The organism is Pseudomonas palleroniana (genome assembly GCF_022836895.1).
GTDB classification, from domain to species: domain Bacteria; phylum Pseudomonadota; class Gammaproteobacteria; order Pseudomonadales; family Pseudomonadaceae; genus Aquipseudomonas; species Aquipseudomonas palleroniana.
Genome location: NZ_CP092411.1, coordinates 4031886 through 4050272, shown reverse-complemented (window position 1 = coordinate 4050272; position 18387 = coordinate 4031886). Strand labels below are relative to the sequence as shown.

At 61.3% G+C, this 18387-nt stretch carries 16 protein-coding genes and 1 pseudogene; 8 read left to right on the top strand and 9 right to left on the bottom strand.

Features of this window, described 5'->3' with window-relative positions; all coding sequences use genetic code 11:
* Nucleotides 1-195: 195 nt before the first annotated feature.
* From MJP36_RS18335 to MJP36_RS18325, 3 genes are read right to left on the bottom strand one after another with little or no spacing between them, the layout of a single operon-like run.
* Complete coding sequence (locus MJP36_RS18335; RefSeq protein WP_244383696.1) at nt 196-837, bottom strand: DUF1345 domain-containing protein; 642 nt, start codon at nt 835-837, stop codon at nt 196-198.
* Between the two features lie 37 nt (nt 838-874).
* Nucleotides 875-3973: an efflux RND transporter permease subunit gene (locus MJP36_RS18330; RefSeq protein WP_060757072.1), complete on the bottom strand. Its 3099-nt coding sequence runs from the start codon at nt 3971-3973 to the stop codon at nt 875-877.
* Between the two features lie 6 nt (nt 3974-3979).
* Nucleotides 3980-5134, bottom strand: coding sequence for an efflux RND transporter periplasmic adaptor subunit (locus MJP36_RS18325; RefSeq protein WP_244383695.1), 1155 nt, complete (start codon nt 5132-5134; stop codon nt 3980-3982).
* A 290-nt stretch (nt 5135-5424) separates the two neighbouring features.
* Here MJP36_RS18325 and MJP36_RS18320 point away from each other — a divergent pair, with 290 nt between their 5' ends.
* The 4 genes from MJP36_RS18320 (at nt 5425) to MJP36_RS18305 (ending at nt 9117) form a co-directional block, all read left to right on the top strand.
* Complete coding sequence (locus MJP36_RS18320) at nt 5425-6126, top strand: response regulator (protein ID WP_060757070.1); 702 nt, start codon at nt 5425-5427, stop codon at nt 6124-6126.
* Nucleotides 6127-6129: 3 nt separating this feature from the next.
* Nucleotides 6130-7434 (top strand): ATP-binding protein, encoded by a 1305-nt coding sequence (locus MJP36_RS18315; protein WP_244383694.1) that lies wholly within the window; start codon nt 6130-6132, stop codon nt 7432-7434.
* A gap of 35 nt (nt 7435-7469) precedes the next feature.
* A complete protein-coding gene (locus MJP36_RS18310) occupies nt 7470-8240 on the top strand; it encodes a class I SAM-dependent methyltransferase (RefSeq protein ID WP_244383693.1) in 771 nt (256 codons plus the stop codon).
* A 91-nt stretch (nt 8241-8331) separates the two neighbouring features.
* Entirely contained in the window at nt 8332-9117 is a 786-nt protein-coding gene (locus MJP36_RS18305) for a sulfite exporter TauE/SafE family protein (protein ID WP_060757067.1), read from the top strand.
* Between the two features lie 210 nt (nt 9118-9327).
* On the opposite strand, the gene MJP36_RS18300 is transcribed toward MJP36_RS18305, so the two are convergent.
* Complete coding sequence (locus MJP36_RS18300) at nt 9328-10572, bottom strand: acyl-CoA dehydrogenase family protein (RefSeq protein ID WP_090371410.1); 1245 nt, start codon at nt 10570-10572, stop codon at nt 9328-9330.
* A gap of 266 nt (nt 10573-10838) precedes the next feature.
* Between MJP36_RS18300 and sfnG the strand changes: the two genes are divergently transcribed.
* Nucleotides 10839-11924 (top strand): dimethylsulfone monooxygenase SfnG, encoded by a 1086-nt coding sequence (gene sfnG, locus MJP36_RS18295; RefSeq protein ID WP_161550238.1) that lies wholly within the window; start codon nt 10839-10841, stop codon nt 11922-11924.
* On the opposite strand, the pseudogene MJP36_RS18290 reads toward sfnG, so the two are convergent.
* Nucleotides 11920-12369, bottom strand: a pseudogene (locus tag MJP36_RS18290) (GNAT family N-acetyltransferase); the annotation flags it as partial. The gene sfnG and the pseudogene MJP36_RS18290 sit on opposite strands and share 5 nt — an antisense overlap.
* Before the next feature lie 94 nt (nt 12370-12463).
* Between MJP36_RS18290 and MJP36_RS18285 the strand changes: the two are divergent.
* A complete protein-coding gene (locus MJP36_RS18285; RefSeq protein WP_244383692.1) occupies nt 12464-14050 on the top strand; it encodes a RimK family protein in 1587 nt (528 codons plus the stop codon).
* Between the two features lie 127 nt (nt 14051-14177).
* Here the strand turns inward: MJP36_RS18285 and map are convergent, their stop codons facing one another.
* Both map and MJP36_RS18275 read right to left on the bottom strand, forming a co-directional pair.
* Entirely contained in the window at nt 14178-14933 is a 756-nt protein-coding gene (gene map, locus MJP36_RS18280; protein WP_090371402.1) for a type I methionyl aminopeptidase, read from the bottom strand.
* Nucleotides 14933-15133: a ParD-like family protein gene (locus tag MJP36_RS18275; RefSeq protein WP_060757061.1), complete on the bottom strand. Its 201-nt coding sequence runs from the start codon at nt 15131-15133 to the stop codon at nt 14933-14935. The genes map and MJP36_RS18275 overlap by 1 nt, the downstream gene beginning before the upstream one ends.
* Nucleotides 15134-15405: 272 nt before the next feature.
* Between MJP36_RS18275 and ilvA the strand changes: the two genes are divergently transcribed.
* Both ilvA and MJP36_RS18265 read left to right on the top strand, forming a co-directional pair.
* Nucleotides 15406-16428 carry a threonine ammonia-lyase, biosynthetic gene (gene ilvA / locus MJP36_RS18270; protein ID WP_081087100.1) on the top strand — a complete coding sequence of 341 codons (1023 nt, stop codon included), beginning with the start codon at nt 15406-15408 and terminating at the stop codon, nt 16426-16428.
* A gap of 250 nt (nt 16429-16678) precedes the next feature.
* Entirely contained in the window at nt 16679-16948 is a 270-nt protein-coding gene (locus tag MJP36_RS18265; RefSeq protein WP_060757060.1) for a DUF1652 domain-containing protein, read from the top strand.
* A 123-nt stretch (nt 16949-17071) separates the two neighbouring features.
* Here MJP36_RS18265 and MJP36_RS18260 read toward each other — a convergent pair whose 3' ends face one another.
* Nucleotides 17072-17353 carry a DUF2790 domain-containing protein gene (locus tag MJP36_RS18260; protein ID WP_060757059.1) on the bottom strand — a complete coding sequence of 94 codons (282 nt, stop codon included), beginning with the start codon at nt 17351-17353 and terminating at the stop codon, nt 17072-17074.
* 83 nt (nt 17354-17436) lie between these two features.
* A complete protein-coding gene (locus MJP36_RS18255; protein ID WP_244383691.1) occupies nt 17437-18378 on the bottom strand; it encodes a carbohydrate kinase family protein in 942 nt (313 codons plus the stop codon).
* Between the last annotated feature and the right edge of the window lie 9 nt (nt 18379-18387).

The window sequence follows — 18387 nt, the reverse complement described above, 5'->3', positions numbered from 1 at the left end:
TAGCAGAGTGTCTAACCTGTAAACTGTCAGAAATAACAGTATACGTAGACCGTAATGTATGAGCGTTTCTCGACGGATCAAATAGTCTAAGTACACATTTTTAATTCGTTTGAGTACTAACTCAAACCGCTTCTGGCAGGTTCACATGGGGATACTCGGCCCAGTCCAACTCAGCGTCTAAAAGCAGGTGCGGTGTCAGCCGAACAGCCCGGCGGCGATATTGATCGAGAACCCCAGAATCGCCGTATTGAACAGAAACCCGATCAACGATTGCCCCAGCACCACCTTGCGCAGGCTGCGCGTGGCCACGCCCACATCGGATGTCTGCACCGCCACGCCGATGGTGAAGGAGAAATACAGGAAGTCCCAATAGTTCGGCGTGAGCAGCCCTTCGGCAAAGCGCAGTGCCGGTTCCTTGCCCTCCCAGGTGTAATAGAGGCGAGCGTAGTGCACGCTGAAAATCACCCCGATCAACAACCACGAGCCGATGACCGTCAACCCGGTGAAGCCGTAATGCAACAGGCGCTCGGTGGGGGCCAGGTCTTTACTGCCGATCAGCTCGAACGTGATGGCGGCGAGGCTGGCGATGGCCGCGATGCAGACCATGAACAGCACCAGGCCGGCGTTTTCATCCTCGATTTCCGCGATGCGTTTTACATCCGGGGCCTTGGCGCGGATGGTCAGCCACAGCATCAGGACCAGATAGGTCCACACGCCGGCGTTCCAGCCGATGAGGATTTTGCTCAGGAGGGTGTTGGACGGTGCCAGGATGCCCACCGCAATGCCCATTACAGCGGCGGTGGAGAGGCGAGGGTGGGTGCGGGCTAGAAAGGGCATAGGTGCTCACAACTCAGGGGTTGTGAGCACCATAGCATCACTCGGTCTTATGGCGCTTGCGCACCACCTTCATGACCACCACAAAGAACACCGGCACAAACACCACCGCCAGTGTCGCCGTGATCATCCCGCCGATCACCCCCGTACCAATCGCCTGCTGGCTCGCCGAACTGGCACCGGTGGCAATCGCCAACGGCACCACGCCGAGAATGAACGCCAGCGACGTCATGATGATCGGCCGCAGGCGCAACCGTGCAGCCTTCAGGGTGGCGTCGATCAGGTCGTCGCCCTGCTGGTACAGGTCCTTGGCGAACTCGATGATCAAGATCGCGTTCTTCGCCGACAGGCCGATGATGGTGATCAGGCCCACCTTGAAGAACACATCGTTGGGCATGCCGCGCAAGGCCACGGCCACGACCGCGCCAAGCACACCCAGCGGCACCACCAGCAATACCGAGGTCGGGATCGACCAGCTTTCATACAGGGCCGCCAGGCACAGGAACACGATCAGCAGCGACAGGCCAAGCAACAGCGGCGCCTGGGAGCCGGACAAGCGCTCCTGCAACGACAGTCCCGTCCATTCCTGGCCCAGGCCCGCCGGCAGTTGGCTGACCAGGCGCTGGATCTCTTGCATGGCCTCGCCGGTACTGTGACCCGGCGCCGGTTCACCACTGATGGCGATGGCCGGGTAGCCGTTGTAGCGCGTCAACTGCGTCGGGCCCTGAGTCCATTTGGCTTCGACAAACGCCGACAGGGGCACCATCTTCCCGGCGTTGTTGCGTACGTTGATCTTCATCAAGTCCGCCACCTGGCTGCGCTGGTCGCCTTCGGCCTGCACCACCACCCGCTGCATGCGGCCCTGGTTGGGGAAGTCGTTGATATAGGCCGAGCCGACGGCCGAGGACAACACATTACCCACATCGGCGAACGAAACGCCCAAGGCGTTGGCTCGCTTGCGGTCAACCTGCAACTGTACTTGAGGCGCTTCGGCCAGCGCGCTTTCGCGTACGTTGGCCAGGATCGGGCTTTTTTCCGCCGCCGCCAGCAGCTCGGTGCGGGCTGCCATCAAGCCGGCATGGCCGACGCCGCCGCGGTCCTGCAAACGGAACTCGAAACCGCTGGAGGTGCCCAGGCCATCGACCGGCGGGGGCAGGATCGCGTAGGCAACGGCGTCCTTGAGTTCGGTGAAGGCCATGTTGGCGCGCTCGGCAATCGATGCGGCAGCGTCATCGCTGCCACGTTCCGACCAGTCCTTGAGCGTGGTAAACGCCAGCGCCGCGTTCTGCCCGGAACCGGAGAAACTGAAGCCCATGATCATGGTGGTATCACCCACCCCAGGTTCTTCGGCGTTGTGCGCTTCGATCTGCTCGGCCACCTGCACCGTGCGGTTCTTGCTCGCACCCGGCGGCAGTTGGATATCGGTGATGGTGTAGCCCTGGTCTTCCACCGGCAGGAACGAGGAGGGCAGGCGGCTGAACATCCACCCCAGGCCCACCAGCAATACCACGTAGATCAACAAATAGCGGCCGCTGCGCTTGAGCGCATAGGCCACCCAGCCTTCGTAGCGGTCGGTGAGGTTTTCAAAGCGCCGGTTGAACCAGCCGAAAAAACCGCCCTTGGTGTGGTGTTCGCCCTTGGCAATCGGCTTGAGCAGGGTCGCGCACAAGGCGGGCGTCAAGGTCAGGGCCAGAAACGCCGAGAACAGGATCGAGGTGGCCATCGACAGCGAGAATTGCTGGTAGATCACCCCCACCGAACCCGGCATGAACGCCATCGGCAGGAACACCGCGACCAGCACCAGGGTGATGCCGACAATCGCGCCGGTGATCTGGCCCATGGCCTTGCGCGTTGCCTCCTTGGGCGACAGGCCCTCGGTGGCCATGATGCGCTCGACGTTCTCGACCACCACAATCGCATCGTCCACCAGGATGCCGATGGCCAATACCATGCCGAACATGGTCAGCACGTTGATCGAGAACCCCAGCAACAGCATGGTCGCAAAAGTGCCCATCAAGGCAATCGGCACCACCAGGGTCGGGATCAAGGTGTAGCGCACGTTCTGCAGGAACAGGAACATCACCGCAAACACCAGCGCCATGGCTTCCAGCAGGGTGTAGACCACCTTGGTGATCGAGACCTTGACGAACGGCGAGGTGTCGTACGGGATCTTGTATTCCACGTTGGCCGGGAAGTAACGTGACAGCTCATCCATCTTCGCCCGCACCAGGGTCGCGGTGTTCAGGGCGTTGGCGCCGGGTGACAGCTGCACGCTGACCGCAGTGGACGGCTTGCCGTTCAGGCGGGTGGAAAACTGGTATTCCTGGCTGCCGATTTCCACCCGCGCCACATCACCGATGCGCACGGTGGAGCCGTCCGGGTTGGCTTTAAGCACGATGTCGGCGAATTCCGCCGGCGTCGACAGCTGGCCCTTGACCAGGATCGCTGCGGTGATTTCCTGGGTCCTGGTCCCCGGCAAATCGCCCAGGCTGCCCGCCGAAACCTGCGCGTTCTGCGCGCTGATCGCGGCGTTGACGTCGGCCGGCGTGAGGTTGAAGCCGATCAGCTTCTGCGGGTCGATCCAGATCCGCATGGCGCGCTCGGCACCATACAGTTGGGCCTTGCCCACGCCGTCCAGGCGCTTGAGTTCGTTCATCACGTTGCGCGCCAGGTAATCGCTGAGCGCCACGTCGTCGAGCTTGCCGTCGTTGGACGTCAGGGTCACCAGCAGCAGGAAGCCCGCGGAAACTTTCTCCACCTGCAAGCCTTGCTGGGTCACCGCCTGCGGCAGGCGCGATTCCACCGCCTTGAGACGGTTCTGCACGTCTACCTGGGCCATTTCCGGGTTGGTGCCCGGCTGGAAGGTCGCGGTGATCGTCGCCGAGCCGAGGCTGCTCTGGGATTCGAAGTACAGCAGGTGGTCGGCGCCGTTGAGCTCCTGCTCGATCAGGCTGACCACGCTTTCGTCCAGGGTCTGGGCCGAGGCGCCCGGGTACACCGCGTAGATTTCCACCTTCGGCGGTGCGACGTTGGGGTACTGCGCCACCGGCAACTGCGGGATGGCGATTGCGCCGGCCAGCAGGATGAACAGGGCGACCACCCAGGCGAAGATCGGGCGGTCAATAAAGAACTGCGGCATGGCGGGTTATTCCTTTACGAGACGGCCCGAGGCAGGGCTGTCATCCACTTCGACTTTTTCACCGGGGCGCGCATGTTGCAGCCCTTCGACGACGATGCGGTCGCCGGGCTTGAGGCCACTGCTGACGACCCAGCGGTCCTCGATCACGGCGCCCAACTCCACGGGTTGCTGGCTGACGGTCTGTTCGGCATCCAACAGCAGCACCATCGGTATGCCGGCGCTGTCTCGGGTAATGGCGCGTTGCGGCACGCTGATGCCTTGCTTGTCGACGGCCTGTTCCAGGCGCACCCGCACAAAGCTGCCGGGTAGCAGGTCGAGGTTCGGATTGGGGAACTCACTGCGCAGGGTGATCTGCCCGGTGCCCGGGTCGACGCTGATGTCGGTAAACAGCAATTTGCCCGGCAGCGGGTACGGGCTGCCGTCATCCTGGATCAGCGTGGCCTTGGCCTGGTCCTGGCCGACCTGCTTCAGACTGCCGGCGCGGAAGGCGCGGCGCAGGTCATTCAGCTCACGGGTGGACTGCGTCAGGTCGGCGTGGATCGGGTCCAGTTGCTGGATGATCGCCAGGGGCGTGGCTTCGTTCTGGCCGACCAGTGCGCCTTCGGTCACCAATGCGCGGCCAATACGCCCGGAAATCGGCGCGGTCACGGTGGCATAGCCCAGGTTCAGCCGGGCGCGTTCGACGGCCGCCTTGTTAGCGGCGACTTCGGCATTGGTCTGGCGCAGGTTGGCGCGGGCATTGTCGTAGTCCTGGGCGCTGATGGCGTTGCCGTCGACCAACTGGCTGTAGCGCTGTTCCTGCAAGCGAGCCTGGAAGGCATTGGCCTCGGCTTTGCTCAGGTTGGCCTGGGCACTGTCCAGGTCGGCCTTGAACGGTGCCGGATCGATGCGAAACAGTACGTCGCCCTGTTTGACGTCATGACCTTCCTTGAACACCCGTTGCATCACCACGCCGGCCACTCGCGCACGCACTTCGGCAATCCGCGGGGCGGCGATGCGTCCGCTCAACTCGCTGGTAATGGAGAGGGGCTTGGCCTGCAGGGTTTCAATGCGGACTTTGGCCAGGGGCATTTCCGGCGCTTCGTCCGCCGAGTTGCCGCAAGCGCTGAGGGCCAGCGCCAGGGCCAGCAGGCAAAACGGCGCAAACAGATTCTTCGACATGCTCTTATCCCAATAATGACGGCTGCATCCTAAGGTCACCTGCGCCGTGGTGCTGTGAAGCTGTGTAGCGTGTCTGTGAAGAAATGTAAGGTGCGGCGCGCTCGGCGCCGCGGGCGTATATCCTTGCACAACCTTGCCGGCACGGGAGATCCGATGTGGGAGGGGGGCTTGCTCCCGATAGCGGTGTATCAGCTGAAATAGGCGGCGCTGAACCACTGCTATCGGGAGCAAGCCCCCTCCCACATGGGATTTTTTGTTCGACCAATACTGTATTTTCTGGAAACACCTTTATGCCCAACATCCTTCTGGTGGAAGACGACGTCGCACTCTCGGAACTGATTGCCAGCTACCTGGAACGCAACGGCTACCACGTCAGCGTGCTCAGCCGTGGCGACCATGTACGTGAACGTGCGCGTCTCAACCCGCCGGACCTGGTGATCCTCGACCTGATGCTGCCCGGTCTCGACGGCCTGCAAGTGTGCCGTCTGCTGCGCGCCGACTCGGCGGGCCTGCCGATCCTGATGCTGACCGCCCGCGACGACAGCCACGACCAAGTGCTGGGCCTGGAAATGGGCGCCGACGACTACGTCACCAAACCCTGCGAGCCGCGTGTACTGCTTGCCCGTGTGCGCACCTTGCTGCGCCGCAGCAGCCTGTCCGAACCGCAGATGGCCAATGACCAGATCATCATGGGCAACCTGTGTATCGACCTGTCCGAACGCACGGTGACCTGGCGCGAGCAGCCGGTGGAGCTGTCCAGCGGTGAATACAACCTGCTGGTGGTACTGGCCCGGCATGCCGGCGAAGTGCTCAGCCGCGACCAGATCCTGCAACGCCTGCGCGGTATCGAATTCAATGGCACCGACCGCTCGGTGGACGTGGCCATCTCCAAACTGCGTCGCAAGTTCGACGACCATGCCGGTGAGGCGCGCAAGATCAAGACGGTGTGGGGCAAGGGTTACCTGTTCAGCCGTTCCGAGTGGGAATGCTGATTCATGTTCCGTGTGCTGATTCGTCTCTACCTGATCACCATCGTCACCTACAGCGCGGCGATCTTCCTGATTCCCAAGCTGGTCATCCAGTTGTTCGAACATCGCTACATGGACTACAACGTCGAACAGACCCGTGGCCAGCAGGCACTGATCGTCAAGCAATACCAGCGAGCGCCGGTGGAGCGCTGGTCGCAGGTCACCGAGCAGCTCGGCCGCGACTTTGCCCCGCTCAAGGTGCAATTGCTGTTGCGCCAGGACGCCAGCTACACGCCCGAGGAGGAGAAGCTGTTCGAGCAAGGCAAGCCGGTGATTCGCCTGGGGGAGTGGGGGTGGGTCGAGGACATCAGTTCACCGATCAACCAGCAGTTCGTGGTCAAGCTGACCGTTCCGCCCGACCCGATGGACATGAACCTGCTGTACTGGTCGATGAATGTGTTGATCGGCGCGGCGCTGCTGGCCTGCCTGCTGGTCTGGCTGCGCCCGCACTGGCGTGACCTGGAGCGCCTGAAAACCACGGCTGCGCACCTGGGCAGGGGGAACCTCAGTGAGCGTACGCACATCCCGCCTAGCTCCAACATCGGCAGCCTGGCGTCGGTGTTCGATACCATGGCCGATGACATCGAGCACTTGCTCAACCAGCAACGCGACCTGCTCAATGCGGTCTCCCACGAGCTGCGCACGCCGCTGACGCGCCTGGATTTCGGCTTGGCGCTGGCCTTGTCCGAAGACTTGCCCCAGGCCAGCCGCGAACGCTTGCAAAGCCTGGTGGCCCATATTCGCGAACTGGATGAACTGGTGCTGGAATTGCTCTCCTACAGCCGCCTGCAAAACCCGGCGCACTTGCCGGAGCAGGTGGACGTGATGCTCGACGAGTTTATCGACAGCGTACTGGGCAGCGTCGATGACGAGATGGAAAACCCCGAGATCGTCATCGATGTGGCGCTTGACTGTGCTGTCGAGCGTTTCGCCCTTGACCCACGCCTCACCGCCCGCGCGTTGCAGAACCTGCTGCGCAACGCCACGCGTTATTGTGAAAAGCGCATTCAGGTGGGGGTCAAGGTGTGCCCCAAGGGCTGTGAGATCTGCGTGGACGATGACGGTATCGGCATCCCGCTGGACCAGCGCGAGCGCATTTTCGAACCCTTCTATCGCCTGGACCGCAGCCGCGACCGCGCCACCGGCGGCTTCGGCCTGGGGTTGGCCATCAGCCGGCGCGCCGTTGAAGCCCAGGGCGGAACATTGACCGCGTTGGCCTCACCCTTGGGCGGCGCACGGTTCAGGTTGTGGTTGCCGGCGGCAGGCGCATAATCAGGCTCCCCGATTCGACTGAGGAGCGTTCGACAATGACCGATGTTCACGCGTCTGCCCAGCAGGGCTTCTCGACCCAGGCCGCCACCTACGTCCAGGGCAGGCCCGACTACCCACGGCAACTCATCGGCTGGCTCGGTGAGGCGCTGGGGGTTGAGCCGCAGTCGACGGTGATCGACCTGGGCGCCGGTACCGGCAAGTTCACCCGCTTGCTCAGCACCTTGACGCCTGCGTTGATCGCCGTCGAGCCGATTGCGGCGATGGCGGCGCAGTTGGCCAGGTCGCTACCCGATGTGCGCCTGGTGGAAGGCACCGCCGAATCGATCCCGCTAGGGGACGCCACCGCCGACGCAGTGGTCTGCGCCCAAGCGTTTCATTGGTTCGCCACGCAAGCGGCACTCGCGCAGATCCACCGTGTACTTAAACCCGGAGGGCGCCTGGGGTTGGTGTGGAATGTGCGTGATGAGTCGGTGGACTGGGTCGCCGCCATCACTGCAATCATCACACCTTATGAAGGTGACACGCCGCGCTTTCATACCGGGCGTTGGCGCGAAGCGTTCACCGGCAAGTATTTTTCCGCGCCTGAACTTACCTGTTTTCCCTACCAGCATGTGGGCAGCCCGCAGGAAGTGATCATGGACCGTTTCCTGTCGGTGAGCTTTATCGCCGCGCTGCCCGATGCCGAAAAGGCCAAGGTCAGGGCGCAGTTGCAGGCACTGATCGACACTCACCCCGCGTTGCAAGGGCGCGATAGCGTAGCGTTCCCGTACCAGACTCAAGCGTATGTGTGCCACCGACTAAGCTAAAAGGCATAAAGTCAGATCATATTGGTATAAGTCGTTATAAGAAAAATCGCTATCCTGCCGCCAGAAATTTATAAGGCCATGGGTAGCTGTAATGGATGTGGGTAATCTGGGGTTTGTCGTCGCTGGCCTGATCGTCGGTTTTATCGTGGGCATGACCGGTGTCGGCGGTGGTTCTTTGATGACGCCGATCCTGCTGTGGTTCGGTATCAACCCGGCGACGGCCGTGGGCACTGACCTGTTGTACGCCGCCATTACCAAATCCGGTGGGGTGTTGGTCCACAGCAAGAACCGCAATATCGACTGGAGCATCACTGGCTGGCTGACCCTGGGCAGCGTACCGGCGGTGTTGCTGACCCTGTGGTTCCTTGCCAGCCTGCACACCGATCCCAGTGCGATGAACGCGGTGATCAAGCAGGCTCTCGGCGTGGTGCTGCTGCTGACGGCCCTGGCGATTCTGTTCAAGAAAAGCCTGTTGGCCTTCGCTCAACGTCATGCCGGCGATGATTACCACATGAGCCCGCGCAACCTGAACGGGCTCACGGTGGTGACCGGCGCCATCCTCGGCACCATGGTTGCCCTGACCTCCATCGGCGCCGGCGCCCTGGGCACCGTTGCGCTGTTTATCCTCTATCCCTTCCTGGCCACCCGCCGCCTGGTGGGCACCGAGATCGCCCACGCCGTGCCGCTGACCCTGGTGGCGGGCCTGGGCCACGCCAGCATGGGCAACATGGACTGGCACCTGCTGGGGTTCCTGCTGATGGGCTCGCTGCCGGGCATTTACCTGGGCAGCCACATGACCGGCAAAGTCCCGGACGGCGTGCTGCGCCCGTGCCTGGCGATCATGTTGATGAGCATCGGCTACAAGCTGGCTTTTTAAGATAAGCACCGGTCAGTGTGGGAAGGGGCTTGCCCTAATGCCTGTCAGTTAAGCGATAAAGCAGACGAAGAATAAATTGTGGGAGGGGGCTTGCTCCCGATAGCGGTGTGTCAGGTTCAGAAACCGTGACTGACACACCGCCATCGGGAGCAAGCCCCCTCCCACAGTGACAGCGTTAAGCCTTAACTGACTGGCATTGGGGCTTACCCCTTACTTTTTAAGCCCCGCCGGGCCATTGCCGATCTGCCACACAAACGGCGGCTCGGTGCCATTGATCACCCAATCGCCGACAATCCGCGCCTTGTAGATCACCGGGTTGTGGGACGACACGGTGCGCGCATTGCGCCAGTGTCGGTCAAGGGCTTTGCCCTGGCGTACGTCCGACGCGCCCAGCGCGTTGAACAATTCAGTGGTGGCGCGCTGGATCAATGCCGACACCACCACCTGCGCCGTCGCCGACTCAATTTCAGCCGCCACATTGGCCTCGCGTTCTGCCGCATCATCTCCCGCAAAGCGCGCCAGGTAGGCCCGTTGCGCCGGTACGGCAGCTTTCAAGGCACTGGCTTTGGCGGCATACACCCACGCGGCGACTTCACCCACCACCTGCTGAACCTGTGCGTCCTGGCTGACATGCGCGGCATTGCCATGGCTGTAGATACGCTTGCGGCTGCGCACTTGGTGAGCCACGTCATTGAGTGCCGCCTGGCCAATCCCGGCCAGGCTCGCCAGCAACACCAACTGGTAGAACGCCGTCTGGTATTTGAAGCGGGTGGAAAAGTCGATGACGTTTTCGGCTTCCACCTGCGCCTCGATAAAGCGTGTGGTGCCACTGCCGGTGGTGCGCTGGCCAAAACCGTCCCAGTCGTCGCTTTGCACCACGCCGGGCTGGTGCGTGCGGGTGGCGGCGATCACATCGGCGCCGGTGTCGCTGCGCTGGGCGTAGACGTCGATCCAGTCCGAGAACAGGCTGCCGGTGCTGTAGAACTTTTCACCGTTGAGCCGCCATTTATCACCGTCGGGGCTGACCTGCGTGACCACCTCACCGATGGCGACATTGCCGATTTCGGTCCAGGCACAGCCGACGAGGTCGCCGTCGACAAAACGCTTGAACCACAGGTCGCGTCCGGCACTCGGTGCTGCATTCAAGCGGTCTTCGGCAAAGGCAAAATGCCCGCGCAGGGCTTGGGGGACGTTCGAATCGGCGGCGGCCAGCTCGATCAACAACTCGAACAACTGGGGCAACGAGGCGCCGCCACCGCCGTATTCCACTGGGACCCGCACGGCGCCAAAACCGGCTTGCTTGAGCCACTCGATCGGCTCGTGGGGCAGGGTACGGGTGTGTTCGCGGGCGACCGCGCCCTCGGCGATACGCTGGAAGATCGGCCGGAACCGTGCGGCCAAGGTGGCGTAGTCAACGCCGACGGACAGCGGGTTGATGATGTGTTGCTCAGTCATGGGGAACAGCTCCTTGGCAGTGATCAAGTCTTGAGGCAATTGCACAGTCCGTGCCGGGCCTGCGGGCCAGTGTTTACGGGGCAAGCGCGGCGGCGCACTGTTGCTCCAGCAACAGCGGATCGACAAATAGACAGGTTGCGCGCCAGCCGCCGCCCGGCGTGCCGACCCGCTTTATTCGCCGCAGCGCCTGTCGCACGGGCCTTTGCCTGAGCCTGGCATGCTTGCTGCTCAAGCCCTCGTACATCCCTTGTGTGAGGTACAGCCAGATGAGTCAGCAAGCCGTGAAATTCGCCTATTGGGTGCCCAACGTCAGCGGTGGGCTGGTGGTCAGCAAAATCGAACAACGCACCCATTGGGGCATCGACTACAACCGCAAACTGGCACAATTGGCCGAAGCGGCGGGCTTTGAATACGGCCTGACGCAAATTCGCTTTACCGCAGGTTACGGTGCGGAAAACCAGCATGAATCCGTGGCGTTCAGCCATGCGCTATTGGCGGCGACCACCAAGCTCAAGGTCATCGCCGCGATCCTGCCGGGGCCCTGGCAACCGGCGCTGGCGGCCAAGCAGTTGGCGACCATCGACCAGCTCACCAACGGCCGTATCGCGGTGAACATTGTCAGCGGCTGGTTCAAGGGCGAATTCCAGGCCATTGGCGAGCCCTGGTTGGAGCACGATGAGCGCTACCGCCGTTCCGAGGAGTTTATCCGCGCCCTCAAAGGCATCTGGAGCCAGGACGACTTCACCTTCAAGGGCGACTTCTACCGTTTCAACAACTACACGCTCAAACCCAAGCCCCTCGGCCAGCCAGAAGTGTTCCAGGGCGGCAGCTCGCGGGCCGCGCGGGACATGGCGGCGCGGGTGTCGGACTGGTACTTCACCAACGGTAATACCCCCGAAGGCATCAAGGCCCAGGTCGATGATATTCGCGCCAAGGCCGCAGCCAATCACCATGCGGTTAAAATCGGCGTGAATGCCTTTGTGATCGCCCGCGACACCGAAGAAGAAGCCCAGGCGGTGCTGGCGGAGATAATCGACAAGGCCGATGCGCAAGCGGTGAATGCCTTTGGCGATGCAGCCCGACAGGCCGGCCAAGCGTCACCGGAAGGCGAGGGCAACTGGGCCAAGTCCAGCTTCGAGGACCTGGTGCAGTACAACGACGGCTTCAAGACCAACCTGATCGGCACACCGCAGCAAATCGCCGAGCGCATTGTTGCGCTCAAGGCCGTGGGAGTGGACCTGGTGCTGGCCGGCTTCCTGCACTTCCAGGAGGAAGTCGAGTACTTCGGCAAGCGGGTATTGCCGCTGGTACGCGAGCTGGAGGCCAGGGCCGGCGTCAAACAGGTGGCCTGAGCAGCGGTTTTTCCAGGCGCAGGGCGGCGGTGTGGTCGGCATAGTAGTCGTTGATCAGGGCGAAGCGCCGATAACCGTTGCGCTCATACAAGGTGAGGGCAACCGGGTTGTCGGTGCGCACCTCCAGGCGCAGGGCGGCGCAGCCCTGCTCCCGTGCGCGGGCCTCCATATGCGTCAGCAATTGCACACCCAGGCCGCAGCCGCGCGCAGCCTGGGTGATCGCAATCGAATACAGGCGGGCCAGGGCGCTGCCGCGCCGCAGCAGCAGCAGCGCATAGCCGAGCAATTGCCCATCACGTTCAGCGACCCACAACTGTCCATGCGCTCGGCTGATCATCCACTGAAAACTGCGTAACGAAAGCCGATCGCTGGTGAAGCACTGCTGTTCCAGTGCCATCAATTCGGGCACGTCCGCCAAGGTTGCAATGCGCAAAGAAAGAGCCATATGACCGCCGTAAAAGTTGCGTAACGAAACGGGACTTCTCTAAAAGATCGTGCTTAATAGAAAAGGTCGAGTTCTCTAAAGCGGATCAAATATTATGTCGGCGGTAAACAGTCATTGGCGTGAAGTATCCGAGCAAACTGTCGCGGCGACAATAACCTCCGAGGGTTATTTTTCCAGCGTGCCCAGACGTCCAAGCCAAGTTGTGATCATTGTCGAGCGCAAGGAAGACTGGGCTTCCTACTTTCCCAGCGAAGACATCGTCACTGCCCAGGAATACCTGGAACAAACCCGCGAAAGCGAGCCGGGCAAGCGCGTGCAGGTCATCAACCTGTGCCGCAGCTACAAGTACCTGGGGCACGGTTACTATTGCTCGTTGCTGGCCGAGGCGCGCGGGCACAAGGTGATTCCGTCGGTGCGCACCATCAGTGAATTGACCAGGAAGTCGCTGTATGGCTTGTCCCTGGATAACTTTGATAAAACCCTCGATAAAGCCTTGAGTCATCATCTTTACAGCAATACCGAAGGGTTTACCCTGATCCTTTACTTTGGTCGAACGCATATAGACGCGTTGCAGGAATTGGCCCGCCAGTTATTTGAAACGTTCCCCTGTCCGATTTTGTTAGTTGAGTTTCGCAAACATAACGGTTGGCATATCGAAGGGGTCAAGTCCGGCGTATTGCATAAGTTGCGCGATGATCAGGAAGACCAGTTCGCCCATGCCCTCGACAACTACAGCCGCAAGATCTGGCGCCAACCGCGCTCCCGTCGATTGGCGCGTTATGACTTGGCCATCCTGCATGATCCCCAGGAGCAACTGCCACCGTCCAACGCCCGCGCACTGGAGAATTTCGTGCGGGTCGGTAGGGGCCTGGGGATTGATGTGGAACTCATCGAGCGCAAGGATTACTCACGCCTCGCCGAATATGACGCCTTGCTGATCCGCGAGACCACCAGCGTCGACAACCACACGTATCGCTTCGCCAAAAAGGCCGAGAGCGAAGGGCTGGTGGTGATGGACGATCCGGCATCGATCCTGCGCTGCACCAACAAGGTCTACCTCACCGACCTGCTCAACAGCCATCAACTGGGCATGCCCGCCACCGAAATCCTCTATAAGGAACGCCCGCAGGATTTCGAGCGAGTCGGCGAACGCCTGGGTTTCCCGCTGGTGTTGAAGATCCCCGACGGTTGTTTCTCCCGTGGCGTGATCAAGGTGGAAAGCCAGGCGGCCTTGCTCAAGGCCACTGCCGAGTTGTTCGAACATTCCGTACTGTTATTGGCCCAGGAGTTTTTCTACACCGAGTACGACTGGCGCATCGGCGTTCTCAACCGCAAGCCGATTTTTGCCTGCCAGTACTTCATGTCCAAAGGCCATTGGCAAATCTACAACCACAAAGCCATCGGCCAGGACATCAACGGCGAGTGCCGCACCCTGGCCGTCCACGAAGCGCCCAAGGCGGTGGTGGAGCTGGCGGTGAAAACCGCCAACCTGATCGGCGACGGCCTCTACGGCGTGGACCTCAAGCAATCCGGCGACAAGGTGGTGGTGATCGAGGTGAACGACAACCCCAACCTTGATGCAGGCATCGAAGATGCCTACCTGCAAGATGACCTGTACGGCCTGGTGCTGGAGGAGTTTGTGCGGCGCCTGGAGTTGAAGCGCCAAGGGCAGGTCTGGTAATACCCGGCATTTGCCGCCTGTAGGAGCGAGCTTGCTCGCGAAAAACGTCAACGATAACGCGTGCTGCCTGAATGAACGCGGCGCCTGTGGGGTTTTCGCGAGCAAGCTTGCTCCTACAACAAACGGGTCAAACGGCGGGCTGCAGCGTCAGCACCTCGAACCCGTCCGCCGTCACCGCCACGGTATGCTCCCACTGTGCCGACAAGCTATTGTCCCGGGTCACCACGGTCCATCCATCCTTCAGGCTGCGCACTTTCGAGCTGCCCTGATTGAGCATCGGCTCCACCGTGAACACCATCCCTTCACGCAACTCCATCCCGGTGCCGGGCCGGCCGAAGTGCAGGATCTGCGGTTCTTCGTGCATCTGGCGCCCAATCCCGTGGCCGCAATACTCACGCACCACACTGTACCCATTGGCCTGCGCATGGCTCTGGATCGCATGCCCGATATCCCCCAACCGTGCGCCGGGCCTGACCTGGCGGATGCCGGCCCACATCGCCTCAAAGGTCTTTTCCACCAGCCGCTGGGCTTTGGGGGCCACATTTCCGATCATGTACATCTTGCTGGAGTCAGCGATAAAGCCGCCTTTTTCCAGGGTGATGTCGATATTGATGATGTCGCCGTCCTTGAGGATATCCTTGGCGCTGGGCATGCCATGGCACACCACTTCATTGATCGAGGTGTTGATGCAGAACGGGTAGTCGTATTGCCCCAGGCTCGCCGGGCGGGCCTTGAGGTCGTTGCGGATGAACGCCTCGACGGCACTGTCCAGCTCCAGGGTGGAGCGGCCGGCGGCGACAAGGCCGTCGAGCAGGGTAAACACCTGGGCCAGCAGGCGCCCGGCTTCACGCATCACGGCCAGTTGTGCGGGGGTCTTGATCATCAACTGCGGCCTCGGATCAGGTCGGGTTTGTCCAGCAACAGCTTGTTGATCAGTTCGTTGTAGGGCAGGTGCGGGTTGAGCTCGGCGAGCAGGCCGATCTTGATCCAGAATTCGGCCTGGGCGTTGATGGAGCGGTCCATGGCGGCGCTGGCCAGGCGTAGTTGTTCGTGCAACGGGTCGGTGATCTTGATGATGCCCATAGGGTTCACTGCGTAAATGGAATATACAAAGCGTATATGTTTCATATATCGCTCGTAAAGCCCGGCGGATAAATGGAGCGTGAGCATTGACTTGCCTGCGGGTCGCCGGTTAATTTCGTTGCATGACATTTCAAGCCTTCCGCAGCCAGCCAAGCATTATTACCGCCATTCCTCATTTGGCGGGATAGCACACGGCTGCACCCAAACCCGCCCTAGAGGCGGGTTTTGTTTTTCCGACTCCTGGGCGCCTCACACACCACCAGGAGCCACCCATGACTACCCGCCGCGCCGTCCAGGCCACCGACACGAGCCTGCTTGAGCACTACGTGAAAAAGATCCTCGCCGCGCCGGTTTATGACCTGGCGGTGCGCACCCCCTTGCAAGCCGCGCCGGCGCTGTCGGCGCTGCTGGGCAACCAGGTGTTGCTCAAGCGCGAAGATCTGCAACCGACGTTCTCCTTCAAGATCCGCGGGGCCTACAACCGCCTGGTGCAACTGACGGCCGAACAAAAGGCCCGAGGCGTAGTGACGGCGTCGGCGGGCAATCATGCCCAGGGGGTGGCACTGGCGGCGCGTGAGCTGGGGATCCGCGCGCGCATTGTCATGCCGTGTACCACGCCGGAGTTGAAGGTGTTGGGCGTGCGCTCGCGTGGCGCCGACGCGGTACTGCATGGGGAGAGCTTCCCGTTGGCCCTGGCCCACGCGCTGCAACTGGTCGAGACCTCGGGTTGCACTTTTGTCTCGCCCTTTGATGACCCGGATGTGATTGCCGGCCAAGGCACGGTTGCCATGGAAATACTGCGTCAGCAGCAGGGGCCGTTGGACGCGATCTTCGTGCCGGTGGGGGGCGGTGGTTTGATCGCTGGCATCGCGGCGTATGTCAAATACCTGCGGCCGCAAGTGCGCATCGTCGGGGTCGAGTCCGAAGGCTCCAGTTGCCTGTTGGCCGCCCTGCAAGCGGGCGAGCGGGTGGTGCTGCCCAGTGTCGATGGGTTTGCCGATGGCACGGCGGTGGCGCAGATCGGCGCGTACGGGTTTGAGATCTGCCGCAACTGGGTGGATGAAGTCATCACCGTAAGCAACGACGAATTGTGCAGTGCCATCAAGTTGATCTACGACGATACCCGCGCCATCACCGAGCCTTCCGGCGCACTGGCGGTGGCTGGGCTACGCCGTTATGTGGCGCAACGGGATGTGCGCGGGCAAACGTTGGTGGCGGTTAATTCAGGGGCTAATATCAACTTTGATAGTTTACGACATGTTGCTGAAAGGGTCGCCGCACAAGGTCCGGTTTAATACAAGTGCGTACGTTAAACGTTTAATCAGCGGGTTTCGACGAAAGTTCACTCGGTATAAACGGGGCATGCGTCAAGTTATATGAATCAGCGGTGTGCTTATGAGGAATGGTTACAACGCACCTTGAGTTTGCCGAGTAGGCTGATGGAGGTAAGCGTCTTCCAGGGTCGGCAAGACGTGGCAGGGCACATGCCTGCCGGACACACCATGATGTAGTTGGCAGTCTCATAAATATAAGGAGAGGTTGGTCATGCTTTCGGAATTAGAACTTCGCAGCATTATTGAAGGAAGTTTCCTGCCCAAACGGTGCGAATGCACCAAAGCCGAAGATGCTTCGCTGACGATCAAAGTCTTTGACGACCAGGATCGTGACCGGGTGGATTTGGAAGTCAAAGGGATAAACGCGGACACACTCGACAGCAGTCGAGCGATTTGCAACCTGATCACCGGGTTGCGTGAAGACCTCCGGCAAGCCCATGCACCCGTCCTGCAAAGAGTTGGCGGACGTGGCTATTACTAGGCCGACGCCTGAGGTTGAGTGACTGAAGACCGGTGGGCCTGGATAAATCCCAGGCCCAGTGCCGTTACCGTGGCCGCCGCGAGCAGGCGGGCGGGGTGTGCATTTTCCTGATGCTTCAACGCTTCAATTCTGAAAGTCGCAGGCTTCGGACATCTTCCGGTAGCCCACGTCTTCCACCTTGCCTGCCTTGTCCACGAATTTGATATCCGCATTGATGACCTTGCACTCGTCGGTATCGGTTTCGTGCATGGCGATCACTCTGTCGATGTTCAATGGCATCCCGTATTGATATTGCACGGGTTTGGCCGCAGCCGGCGAGGTATCGGCCTGGGCCATGCCCGAGCCTGCCGCCAGAGCCAATGTGCCGGTGAACAGGCCGGTAAACAGTAAGGTACGCAGTTTCATGATGGTGCTCCGCAAAGGGTTCGACTTCACTGTCGACCGGCGGGATTAACCATCGATTAATTTTTTCCTGGCTGACAAAACTTTCATGAACCCAACTGGTGGCGATACGGCAGGTCCGGTCCGGTCTTGCTGCAGGTCATGGCGGCGGCGCGGATGGCAAAGCCGAGCATGCTGTCCACCTGCGCGCGGGTCAGCTGCTGCAGGCCCTCCACCGAATCCAGCTGTTGCTCGGTCAACCAGGCAATCAGCGCAGCCTGGAAGGTGTCACCCGCCCCCACGGTATCGGCCATCACCACCTTGACTGCCGGTTGCGACCACGTGCCGTGCTGGCGGCTGAATACGCTGGCGCCATCGCCGCCGCGGGTGAGGAATACCAGCTGGCAACGGTGCTGCAGCCAACCTTGCAGCACGCTTTCCGGCGATTGCTCGGGGTAGAGCAGGTGCAGGTCTTCATCGCTGACCTTGATCAGGTCGGCATGCTTGACCAGCTCGGCCACGCGGTCGCGCCATAGCTGGATGTCCGGCTGCGGGTTGAGGCGCACGTTGGGGTCGAGGCTGATCAAACGCTTGCCGCTTTCGCGCTTGACCAGGCTCAGCAGGGTGTCGCCCACCGGCTGTACCACCAGTGAAAATGAGCCGATATGCAAGCCACGAATGTCGGCGCCCAGCTCGGGTAGATGGGCGATCTCCAGCAGTCGGTCGGCACAGCCTTCACCACGGAAGTTGTACTGCGGCGAGCCATTGGCACCCACGGCAACCATCGACAACGTGGTGGGCGCGGCAAACTCCACCAGGAATTGCTCATCTACGCCCTCGTCCTTGAGCACCTGCAGCAGGCGTCGCCCCAGGAAGTCGGTCGACAACCCGCCGAACAGACCGGCCGCGATACCGAGACGGCGCAGGCCCACCGCGACGTTGAACGGCGATCCCCCGGCAATCGCCTTGTAATTGACCTTGGAAGCCTGCCCGCCGGCATCTTCTTCGCTGAAAAAATCGAACAGCGCTTCGCCACACACCAGATACATAGTCGTTCG

Excerpts from the sequence above, each read along its gene's own strand:
- sfnG (WP_161550238.1), top strand. The coding sequence starts at position 10,839 with ATGAGTCAGCAAGCCGTGAAATTCGCCTATTGGGTGCCCAACGTCAGC.
- ilvA (WP_081087100.1), top strand. The coding sequence starts at position 15,406 with ATGACTACCCGCCGCGCCGTCCAGGCCACCGACACGAGCCTGCTTGAG.
- MJP36_RS18275 (WP_060757061.1), bottom strand. The coding sequence starts at position 15,133 with ATGGGCATCATCAAGATCACCGACCCGTTGCACGAACAACTACGCCTG.
- MJP36_RS18260 (WP_060757059.1), bottom strand. The coding sequence starts at position 17,353 with ATGAAACTGCGTACCTTACTGTTTACCGGCCTGTTCACCGGCACATTG.
- MJP36_RS18320 (WP_060757070.1), top strand. The coding sequence starts at position 5,425 with ATGCCCAACATCCTTCTGGTGGAAGACGACGTCGCACTCTCGGAACTG.
- map (WP_090371402.1), bottom strand. The coding sequence starts at position 14,933 with ATGATCAAGACCCCCGCACAACTGGCCGTGATGCGTGAAGCCGGGCGC.
- MJP36_RS18305 (WP_060757067.1), top strand. The coding sequence starts at position 8,332 with ATGGATGTGGGTAATCTGGGGTTTGTCGTCGCTGGCCTGATCGTCGGT.
- MJP36_RS18330 (WP_060757072.1), bottom strand. The coding sequence starts at position 3,973 with ATGCCGCAGTTCTTTATTGACCGCCCGATCTTCGCCTGGGTGGTCGCC.
- MJP36_RS18300 (WP_090371410.1), bottom strand. The coding sequence starts at position 10,572 with ATGACTGAGCAACACATCATCAACCCGCTGTCCGTCGGCGTTGACTAC.
- MJP36_RS18265 (WP_060757060.1), top strand. The coding sequence starts at position 16,679 with ATGCTTTCGGAATTAGAACTTCGCAGCATTATTGAAGGAAGTTTCCTG.
- MJP36_RS18335 (WP_244383696.1), bottom strand. The coding sequence starts at position 837 with ATGCCCTTTCTAGCCCGCACCCACCCTCGCCTCTCCACCGCCGCTGTA.
- MJP36_RS18285 (WP_244383692.1), top strand. The coding sequence starts at position 12,464 with ATGTCGGCGGTAAACAGTCATTGGCGTGAAGTATCCGAGCAAACTGTC.
- MJP36_RS18315 (WP_244383694.1), top strand. The coding sequence starts at position 6,130 with ATGTTCCGTGTGCTGATTCGTCTCTACCTGATCACCATCGTCACCTAC.
- MJP36_RS18310 (WP_244383693.1), top strand. The coding sequence starts at position 7,470 with ATGACCGATGTTCACGCGTCTGCCCAGCAGGGCTTCTCGACCCAGGCC.
- MJP36_RS18255 (WP_244383691.1), bottom strand. The coding sequence starts at position 18,378 with ATGTATCTGGTGTGTGGCGAAGCGCTGTTCGATTTTTTCAGCGAAGAA.
- MJP36_RS18325 (WP_244383695.1), bottom strand. The coding sequence starts at position 5,134 with ATGTCGAAGAATCTGTTTGCGCCGTTTTGCCTGCTGGCCCTGGCGCTG.